Consider the following 9,230-nt stretch of genomic DNA (forward strand, 5'->3'; position numbering starts at 1 on the left):
ACCCCCAACCTTCTGATCCGTAGTCAGATGCTCTATCCGTTGAGCTACGGGCGCTTCCCGCTACACTCTTCGGCAATCTTGCGACCGCCGTCCTGTGCAACGAGAACATACTTTACTAAGCATCCCCGATTTTGCCAAATCCCCAGCACAGAATGCATAAACGCGAACGATACCGCACAACTGGAGCACGGCTGCAGCACGGCTAAGGCGCAACTACAGCACGATATCGAAGACCGGTATCGCCACGAAGTAGACCACCAGCGTCGTCAAGATCACGGCAACGACGTTCAGCCACACGCCACCCTTGATCATGTCACCGATACGCACGTAGCCGGAACCAAAAGCGATTGCGTTCGGCGGGGTGGCCACCGGCAACATGAACGCGCAGGTTGCAGCAAGCGCCACCGGAATGGCCAGCACCAGCACGTTGTGTTCCGCGTGCGCCGTCAGACCAATACCTACAGCGACACCACCCATAATTGGCAGGAATGTCGCTGCGGTTGCCGTGTTGGAAGTAAACTCCGTCAAGATCAGCACCAGACCAGCGACCGCGAAAATCAACAGGAACAGCGGCAACGAGCCCAGCACCTTGGCAATCTCACCGATCCACAACGACAAACCAGTCTTGGTAAACATTGAGGAAAGCGCCAAGCCACCACCGAAAAGCAGCAGCACGTCCCACGGCAGCTCGTTGGCTGTCTTCCAGTCCATCAATCGAGTGCCATTTTTATCTGCCGGGAGAGCAAACATCAACAGACCCGCAGCGATACCGACGATGGCGTCCTGGTAGCCCGATTCAATGCCCAGCCACTGATCCAGAATCAGCGGCACAAAAATCCACGCCAACGCAGCTAGCACAAAGATGACGCTGACGGCGATCTGCGGCCGGGTCCACTTGCCCATCTCGTGTAGCTCTTTTTTGATCAGTTCACGTCCACCTGGAATCTCCGTCATCTCAGGCTTGAACACCGTGATCAGTACCGCCCAGGCGATGAATAAGAAAACCACCGCGATCGGCATACCAACCATCATCCACTGCGCAAACCCGATGGTGTAGCCGTGCGCCTCGCTCATATAACCAGCCAGTAGCGCGTTCGGCGGGGTACCGATCAAGGTACCCAGCGAACCGATCGATGCCGAATACGCAATAGCCAGCATCAGGCCGGTGGCAAACTTCGCTTGCTTACGCATGCCGCCGACCACGTCAGCAGTCAGCTGCAACACGGACATGCCGATCGGCAGCATCACGACGGCCGTGGCGGTATTGGATACCCACATGGACAAAAAGCCGGTCGCGATCATGAAGCCCAAAATCAGCCGTTTCGGCGAAGTGCCCACCAACAACACCACCATGAGCGCGATGCGACGGTGCACGTTCCAGCGTTGCAGGCCGAGTGCGATCAGGAAGCCACCCAGGAAAAGAAAAATTGTGGCCGAAGCATAAGGCGTAGCGACGTCAGAGAACTCGCCAACTTGGAATAGTGGGAACACGACCAATGGCACCATCGCCGTGGCAGCCAGCGGAATGGCCTCAGTCATCCACCAACTTCCCATCAACACCGTCACCGCTGCGACCAAGCGCAAGGACTGCAAACTGTAATCAGCGTCCGGGTCTGCACCAGCGGATTCACTCAGGGTTTCCACTGCATTCGACGGGAAAAACACATATACCAACACCGCCAGCGCGATACCGACGAGCAAGCCGGTGTACTGGCGGGTGGTTTCACGACGTTCGCGGACCTCAGAATCCTGGCCTTCAGCCTTCGAGGTGCTCTCGTGCAATTGGGGCGTCCTCATAATGAGTCCATTTCTTGCTCTATGTCATACGGGTTAGTGTTCCTAAATACTAACCCATAGGTGAGGCCTAAATACCCAAAATGGTTTTCGCAATCAAGAAATAAATAATCAGGCCCGTCGCGTCACAGAAAGTCGAGATAAACGGGTTAGAAAATACCGCAGGGTCTGCACCGACAGTCTTGGCGACGATCGGCATTGCCCCACCGACGGTCGCCGACATCGCACACACACTCAACAGGGTCAGGCCGATCACGAAGCCGATATCAGAGCCGTAAACCAGCGTCGCCAAGACCAAGCCCAGCGTGCCCAAGGTAATGCCAAGCATCAAGCCGACGCGCAACTCGCGCCACATCACCTGCGCGATATCGCGTTTACGCACATCGCCCAGCGCAAGCGCACGGGTCACCGTCGTCGCCGCCTGGTTACCAGTGTTACCACCTGTACCAGTCAGCAGCGGGATGAACAGCGAGAGCACCACGGCTTTTTCCAGCGTGCCTTCGAAGGCATCCAGCACCTGCACCGTCAACAACGCAGAAACCGCCAGCACCAGCAACCAGACGATACGCGAGCGCATGATCTTCACCAGCGGCGTCGACATGTACGGCTGCTGCAGCGGCTCGGCACCACCGGCACGGGCAGAGTCCTCGCTGTCTTCTTCCTCCACGATGTCTTGCGCATCGTCGAAGGTCAGAATACCCACCAGGCGCTCGGTGTGATCGACGATCGGCATCGCCAACAAGTCGAGCGGCAAGAACCAACGCGCGGTCTCTTCAGCGTCATCGTTCGCGTGCGCAAAGATCGGATCCGACATCACCGACTTCACCTTGCGGTCGCCGTGCGCCAAAAACAGATCACGCAGAGAGGTCACACCAACCAGGCGACGGTCCCGGCGCGTGACCGGCACGGAATACAGCGTTTCCAGATCATCTGCCTCTTTGCGCAGCAGCGTCATCGCTTCGTTCACCGTCATGTCCTCGTGGATTTCCGGGACCTCCGGCGACATGCGACGGCCGATCGAGCCCTTCGGATACCCCAAGATGACGCCAGTGACGTCACGTTCAGTTTTGTCGAGGTTTTTCAGCAGCCGGTCGGCAATCTCGGCCGGCAGCTCGTCGATCAGCGAAACTCGGTCGTCCGGGTCCAACTCGTCGAAGAAAGAATAAACATCTTTATTGCCTAGCGCACCAATGACATCGGCCTGATGCGCAGCGTCGAGGGCGTCGAAAACCGCGATGGAGCGTTCCCGCGAAAGCAAACGTAAAACGACGGCAGCGCGGGTGGCATTGGAGCGTTCTACCAGCGAAACAATGTCTTTGATCGGAGGGTCGTCGAGAAGCTTGCGTAATCGCAGCGCTTCGCGGGGAGGTACGTCGTCATGACTCCTCAGCAGACCTTCTAGTTCGTCAATTGCTTCTACTGCTGCATCGTGCATAACGCACCTCCTTTACAGGACCATCGATTGCCCCACTGGGCCGGACTAAACCCCTGGGCAGATGGTCTACCCAGTAAGCTCCGGCTAGAATATACCCGTTGGGCGCGTATCAAAAATTCTGCAGCACGATCAGCCGGCGACCGCTTTCACTGCGGTTTCAAAATTACCCAGTGTCGCAGCGGGGCTCGCAAAGCCCACCATGGTCACGCTCATCCGATCTTGCCCGGCAGCAATCAGCATGAAGCCACACTCATTCACGTCGGCGACCCACACTTGCCCGTTCCAGTGCGGGCACATCGGTTGTGTACGATCGCTCAGCACCAAACCTTCGGTCACCCCAGCCATGACTTCTTCGTGCAGGGTCGCCAGGCGACGCTTGCCGACGACATCCAGCACCTGGCGGGCAGCGAATTCGTCGAGGCGCTCGGTGGACGCCTGCGGTTGCGCAAGCTCCGCCATCCGAATCAACGTCGCCCCGCAAGGCCAGTGCAGGTGCGCGTGGTCCAAGGTAACGATGCCAAAACGCAGAAACGGGGACGGTTCTTCCACGAATTCCTGCTCGGCGTACCACTCGTTTTGCCATTCCACTTCTGCGACCGCATGCAGGCTAGCGATCGTGATGTCGGTGGTGAATTCCAGCGCCTTTTTGATGCCATCGATGCGCACACGACCGTCGGCAAGACAAGCAACATCGTCAACGTGGCACGCGATGACCAGCTGCCCGTGGTGATCAAAGCCATGAGCAACGACGGCGATAGACACGGTGGCATCGACATCCAGCGGAACCAGCGACAGCGCGCCCGCCCCACCCAGGATGCGGCGGGTCAGGCTTTGGGCACAATCTTCAGGCGTGAGCATAAAACCTCCATGGTTTAAGGTATGGCTACCCTATTGCATGGTAGCGTCTTTTTGCAACGCGACGGGTTTTTTATCCGCGGTGGCTTTCGCAATGAGCTTGGCGACGACCCATTCCAGCGGCCCGCGGCGGAAACGCAGCTTCCACAGCGACGCAAACGCAATCAGGCCTACGGCATTCCACGCGGCGGTAGCCCAGTTATTGGTCTGACCAGCAATTTTTCCATCCAGCTCATCCGGATCGAACTCGTCGTCGCCCAGAACCCAGCCTTTGGACTTGTCATCCCAGAAATCCGCGGTCAGCTCGTCATACTCCTGCCAAGTATCCGCTTCTTGAATAATTTTTTGGTAGCGCTGAAAGCTCGGGTCAGGTTCGTCGGGTTTGGCAGGCTTGTCAGTTTCGGCTGCACTTTCGGATTCCGTACTTTCATGCACACTGCCCTCAGCGGGCTCAAGCCTCGAATACTGCACCGGGCCAGTACCGCTGATATCGAAAGTCTCGCCCGCATCCAACGGAATGCCACCGAGCATGAAAAAGCCCGCGATAAACACGTGTGCGACGTACGTCGTCAAGGCCATCGCACCCACCGCACGCAGCGGGTAGGCAAGAATATTCGCCCAGCGCACCTGGCAGAACAGGCAGCACAGGCAGATCACCGCGATGGCGCAGGTGATGCTCGCCAACAGATCACCGAACATTCCCGTGTGCGGCTCGAAGCTCCGCGTCAACAGCAATTGCACAAGCGGTTCTTTATCAAACTGCGGCTCGCTGTCGTCGGCAAGCGGGTCATACGGAAAAACCGCGGCATTGTTCACACGAATAACAAACCCCACGGCCGCAAGCAGCAACGCAGGAACCACCGCAATGGCCTGGGCCTTCGTGTTGCCCACCAGGAAGCGGTGCACCAGAACGCCCACGGCACCGTAGGTCAGCCACGCCAGCACCGGGTACGGCGGCATGAACAGCTCAAAACCGAATGGCACGAGATCCACCAGCACAAAGCCCACCGAGGAGACCGCTGCTAGCACCGCGATGATGACGGCGATCACCCAGGTTTTACAACGAGGCAACCAGAACAACAGCAGGTAAATCACGGCAATGGTGCTGAGCACGATCGCGATGGTGGACTGCACCATCGACATCAACGTGCCCGCGACCAAAAGAATCACACCCCGCACCAGCGTCGCCAGGCGCGTGCGCACAGGGTCATCGGCCCCGCGCTCGTGAAAAAGGCCCAAAGAAACGCCCGCCAGCACCGCGAACAGTGCCGAGGGGTAGCCGGCAAAAGCGGTGCTCGTGTAGTCCGCAACAACCCCGCCATCAAAACCGGTGGGGCCCAGATGCGCAAACACCATGCCGACGATGGCGAGGCCGCGGGCTAAATCAATGCCGTCAAAGCGAAAAGCTGCTTTCATGCGCTAAGCATATTGCTGGGTGAACACACTGAGCAAGACAACGCTGAGCAACAACACACTGCGCAACACCGCACTGAGCAAGACACTGCGCAACACAAAGCCCCGGTAAGAAAAATCCTACCGGGGCCAAGCTGCGGAGATGAGAGGATTCGAACCTCCGGCCCGCTGTTAAGCAGGCAACTCATTAGCAGTGAGTCCCATTCGGCCACTCTGGCACATCTCCAACGCGATCTAGCATAACTGTTAGCATGCCCTCGCGCAATTAATCCCGTGCACCCGCTAGATGAGACTACACTTACACGCATGTTGCGAGAAGATCTGGAATCACTGCCCGCCTACGTCCCCGGTAAGCGCATGCCGGATGCAGTCAAGCTTTCTTCTAACGAATCTGCCCACCCACCGCTGCCGAGCATCACCGAGGCCATCGCCGAATCCGCTGCGCAATCCCACCGTTACCCGGATATGGGAGTCGTTGAGCTACGCAAGAAGCTCGCCGCACACCTGGGGCTTGCCGATGAAAACAGCGTCACCGTCGGCACGGGTTCTTCCGCATTGTGCCAGCAGCTAGTGACCATCACCTGCCAGCCGGGCGATGAAGTCATCTTCCCGTGGCGCAGCTTCGAGGCCTACCCGATTTTCACCCAGATCACCGGTGCCACCGCCGTGCCGGTCCCACTACGCGAGCTGCGCAATGACCTTCCCGCCATGGCCGATGCCATTACCGAGCGCACCCGCCTGATTTTCGTGTGCAACCCGAACAATCCCACCGGCACTACCATCAGCACCGAGGAATTCCGCGAGTTCATGGACCGGGTGCCTGCCGACGTCGTCGTCGCGCTAGACGAGGCTTATGTGGAATACAACACCGCCGATAACACCCCGCTGGCCACCGAGGCCGTGCAGCAGTACCCAAATGTGATCGGTTTGCGCACCTTCTCGAAAGCCTACGGGCTGGCGGGCGTGCGCGTCGGCTATGCCTTCGGTAACCCGGACATCATTGCGACGCTGGGCAAAGTCGCCATTCCTTTCAGTGTGTCCGCAGTAGCGCAGGCAGCAGCGCTAGCTTCTTTGGAGGCTGCCGACGAGCTCAACGAACGCGTCACCGAAACTAATCAGCAGCGCGACCGGCTTGCCGACGAGCTGGGCCTGACGCCCTCTTTCGCTAATTTCGTGTGGATTCCGGCCGAATCTTTGCACGACAGCCCACAAGAAATAGCCGCACAATTGGCTGAATCTGGGGTGTTGGTGCGTGCTTTCGACGAAGGTCTGCGCATCACCGCCACCACTGCAGAAGAAACCGATACCTTGCTTGCCGCGTGGAAGAAGGTGCGTGCATAATGCGTGCGCTGGCGCTGTTACTCAATATCATCACCATTGCCGCAGCCTTGGCCGTGACTGTCTGGCTGGTGCCGGGCGTGAATTACACGGGCCCGAATAAACTGCTTGTCGACGAATCCTTCGATCCTGCTATCGCGCTGGGTATCGTCGCAATCGCGTTCATGCTAGTCAACTCCACCGTCGGCCCAATTGTGCGCACAGTGGGCGCGCCGATCAATTGCCTGACGCTCGGTTTGTTTTCTTTCCTCGTCAATATCGCGATCCTGTGGCTGGCTTCGGTGATTACCAACGCCATCAACATTTGGGGTATCACTTTCACCATCGACGGTTTCTGGTCCGCCGCCTTTGGCGCCGGCATTTTCGCTTTCGCGCGCAGCATCGTTGCGATGATTACTTCCCCGGTACGCGCCCGGGGATAGAGTGGCGACGCTACTTGCTGCTCAATAGTGACTGACCGTTAGTCGTTAGCCGTCAGTGGCTAGTCGTTAATGGTTAGTCACCGGGTAGCCCAAATGTTGTAGCTGCGGGACGACGCCTTCGCCGACTGACCAGGTTTCTTCTAAGTGTGGGTACCCGGACAAAATGAAATGCTTGATCCCGGCTTCTCGGTATTCCGCCAGCCGCTGAGCCACTTCCTGGTGGCTGCCCACCAACGCAGTGCCTGCCCCACCGCGGAGCAGTCCAACACCTGCCCACAAGTTCGGGGCGATCTCTAACTCATGGGCATCGGCGCCGGACACGAAATCCTGCCCCTGCCCATGCAGTTCACTTTGTAAGCGCTGGCTTTCTGATTGCGAACGAGCCAAGTCTTGTTGAATCTTGTGCACCTCTTGCGGGTCTACACTGTCTAATAGCCGCTGCGCTTCTGCCCAAGCCTGCTCGGAGGTATCGCGGGAGATGACATGCAGCCGGATGCCGTACTCGAGATCGCGGCCTGCCTCGGCAGCGGATTGCCGCACCCGATCCAATTTTTCCGCCACTTTATCTGGGGTTTCACCCCAGGTTAAGTACACATCTGCGCGTCGTCCAGCAACCTCAATACCGGGCTGCGAAGATCCACCGAAAAAGATGCGTGGGGTGGTCTCCGGGCGCTGCGCTAATTGTGCATTTTCTACCGTTTCGTAGGTACCTTCCCGTGTGATCGGCTCAGGGCTGGTCCACAAATCCTGCGCTAGACTCAGCGCTTCATCGGCCCGCGCATAGCGCTGCTCTTTAGTGGAGTAATCACCATACGCTCGTTGTTCAATATCCTCACCACCAACCACCACGTTGAGCAGCACCCGACCGCCGGATAGTTCTTGCAGGGTTTGGGTTTGTTGTGCAAATAGTGGGGTGCTCACCAATCCTGGGCGAAAAGCGATCAGAAATTTGATACGGGAAGTTCGTGCCAACAAAGCAGCGTCGGTTACCCAGGCGTCTGCGCACCACTGCCCGGTGGGGGTAAGCAAGGATTCGAAGCCATTGGCCTCAGCTGCGAGAGCAATTTGCGTGAGGTAATCCAGCGTGGGTTTTCTTTCGCCGTGATAGATGCCCCCGCCGTGTCCACCGCCGATGATCTGTCGGGAATCGCCGTAAGTGGGTAGGTACCAGTGCAATGTGATCTCGCTATCAGTCATAAAAACAGTAGACCACATGGTCTATACAAGATGCCAAAATTACATTCACGCGACACGATTTAATAGACCGATTAGTCTACCGGAATGTATTGAAGTGCAGGTTTTTAGGAAATCGAAATACTAAAGTGCAACACGTTCTACAGACCGATCGGTCTACCTTCATCAAATTTTTATCGTATTTCACAAGGCATTATTCCCTCCCCAAAACTTCTATCCACAAGCCGCTCTACTTGGATATAGCCCCTACGGCTTATCGTTAACAAAGGCAGCACAATAGGGCCACAATAGGGCACCGAAGCCAATATCAGCATTGACTTCATCAAGGTTTGCCGGCAATACTGGCTTCACCAAGGTTTGCTGAGGCCCGAAAGGAGAACATCAATGTCTAGCTTCACTGAGCCCAAAAGAATCGTTCGTTCATTCGCTGCAGTCATTGCCGGCTGCTGGGTCTATTGCTTAGCCCTAGCGCCTGCCTTTTCTGAAAAACCCTATGCTGATGTTGCGGTTGAAAAGTCAAAAGAAATCGGCATCGGATTCACAGTCGCGGCACTGATCGTAGGCGCAATCTGGTTCTTTATCGCCACTAAAAAATCAAAATCCTAGCGCTCCGCTCCCTGGTGTTATGCCGGGGATTTTTCTTTGCCTGGAATCCAAGCCAGGTGAATTCTTGCTCAGGGTATTGCACATAAAAACAACCGGTAGCACCTGAGATAAACAACCGGGGGTTAAACGACAAAAAGTGTGTGCCAAACCCCGAATATCTACACCCCTAGCAG

At 57.0% G+C, this 9,230-nt stretch carries 8 protein-coding genes and 1 tRNA gene; 3 read left to right on the forward strand and 6 right to left on the reverse strand.

The annotated features are described in order from the left end of the window. Positions 1–213: 213 nt before the first annotated feature. The 5 genes from RCH87_RS09205 to RCH87_RS09225 all read right to left on the reverse strand — a co-directional run bounded on the left by RCH87_RS09205 (position 214) and on the right by RCH87_RS09225 (position 5,723). A complete protein-coding gene (locus tag RCH87_RS09205) occupies positions 214–1,797 on the reverse strand; it encodes a DASS family sodium-coupled anion symporter (protein WP_306516403.1) in 1,584 nt (527 codons plus the stop codon). A 67-nt stretch (positions 1,798–1,864) separates the two neighbouring features. Further along, positions 1,865–3,229 (reverse strand): magnesium transporter, encoded by a 1,365-nt coding sequence (gene mgtE / locus RCH87_RS09210; RefSeq protein ID WP_306516404.1) that lies wholly within the window; start codon positions 3,227–3,229, stop codon positions 1,865–1,867. Between the two features lie 129 nt (positions 3,230–3,358). Then, positions 3,359–4,087 carry a hypothetical protein gene (locus RCH87_RS09215; RefSeq protein WP_306516405.1) on the reverse strand — a complete coding sequence of 243 codons (729 nt, stop codon included), beginning with the start codon at positions 4,085–4,087 and terminating at the stop codon, positions 3,359–3,361. Positions 4,088–4,117: 30 nt separating this feature from the next. Continuing rightward, positions 4,118–5,500 (reverse strand): acyltransferase family protein, encoded by a 1,383-nt coding sequence (locus RCH87_RS09220; RefSeq protein ID WP_306516406.1) that lies wholly within the window; start codon positions 5,498–5,500, stop codon positions 4,118–4,120. Positions 5,501–5,634: 134 nt separating this feature from the next. Continuing rightward, positions 5,635–5,723, reverse strand: a tRNA-Ser gene (locus RCH87_RS09225). An 80-nt stretch (positions 5,724–5,803) separates the two neighbouring features. Between RCH87_RS09225 and hisC the strand changes: the two genes are divergently transcribed. Then, positions 5,804–6,838: a histidinol-phosphate transaminase gene (hisC, locus tag RCH87_RS09230; protein WP_306516407.1), complete on the forward strand. Its 1,035-nt coding sequence runs from the start codon at positions 5,804–5,806 to the stop codon at positions 6,836–6,838. Continuing rightward, positions 6,838–7,257, forward strand: coding sequence for a phage holin family protein (locus tag RCH87_RS09235; protein ID WP_306516408.1), 420 nt, complete (start codon positions 6,838–6,840; stop codon positions 7,255–7,257). Before hisC ends, RCH87_RS09235 begins: the two co-directional genes overlap by 1 nt. Before the next feature lie 66 nt (positions 7,258–7,323). On the opposite strand, the gene RCH87_RS09240 is transcribed toward RCH87_RS09235, so the two are convergent. Further along, a complete protein-coding gene (locus RCH87_RS09240) occupies positions 7,324–8,454 on the reverse strand; it encodes an LLM class flavin-dependent oxidoreductase (protein WP_306516409.1) in 1,131 nt (376 codons plus the stop codon). 381 nt (positions 8,455–8,835) lie between these two features. Between RCH87_RS09240 and RCH87_RS09245 the strand changes: the two genes are divergently transcribed. Then, positions 8,836–9,057, forward strand: a complete 222-nt coding sequence (locus tag RCH87_RS09245; protein ID WP_284795179.1) for a hypothetical protein — start codon at positions 8,836–8,838, stop codon at positions 9,055–9,057. Positions 9,058–9,230: the final 173 nt, after the last annotated feature.

The organism is Corynebacterium sp. (genome assembly GCF_030826625.1).
Lineage (GTDB): Bacteria > Actinomycetota > Actinomycetes > Mycobacteriales > Mycobacteriaceae > Corynebacterium.

What these genes read in the sequence shown, in the direction of transcription:
- RCH87_RS09205 (WP_306516403.1), bottom strand. Translation starts at nt 1,797, where the DNA reads ATGAGGACGCCCCAATTGCACGAGAGCACCTCGAAGGCTGAAGGCCAG.
- mgtE (WP_306516404.1), bottom strand. Translation starts at nt 3,229, where the DNA reads ATGCACGATGCAGCAGTAGAAGCAATTGACGAACTAGAAGGTCTGCTG.
- RCH87_RS09215 (WP_306516405.1), bottom strand. Translation starts at nt 4,087, where the DNA reads ATGCTCACGCCTGAAGATTGTGCCCAAAGCCTGACCCGCCGCATCCTG.
- RCH87_RS09220 (WP_306516406.1), bottom strand. Translation starts at nt 5,500, where the DNA reads ATGAAAGCAGCTTTTCGCTTTGACGGCATTGATTTAGCCCGCGGCCTC.
- hisC (WP_306516407.1), top strand. Translation starts at nt 5,804, where the DNA reads ATGTTGCGAGAAGATCTGGAATCACTGCCCGCCTACGTCCCCGGTAAG.
- RCH87_RS09235 (WP_306516408.1), top strand. Translation starts at nt 6,838, where the DNA reads ATGCGTGCGCTGGCGCTGTTACTCAATATCATCACCATTGCCGCAGCC.
- RCH87_RS09240 (WP_306516409.1), bottom strand. Translation starts at nt 8,454, where the DNA reads ATGACTGATAGCGAGATCACATTGCACTGGTACCTACCCACTTACGGC.
- RCH87_RS09245 (WP_284795179.1), top strand. Translation starts at nt 8,836, where the DNA reads ATGTCTAGCTTCACTGAGCCCAAAAGAATCGTTCGTTCATTCGCTGCA.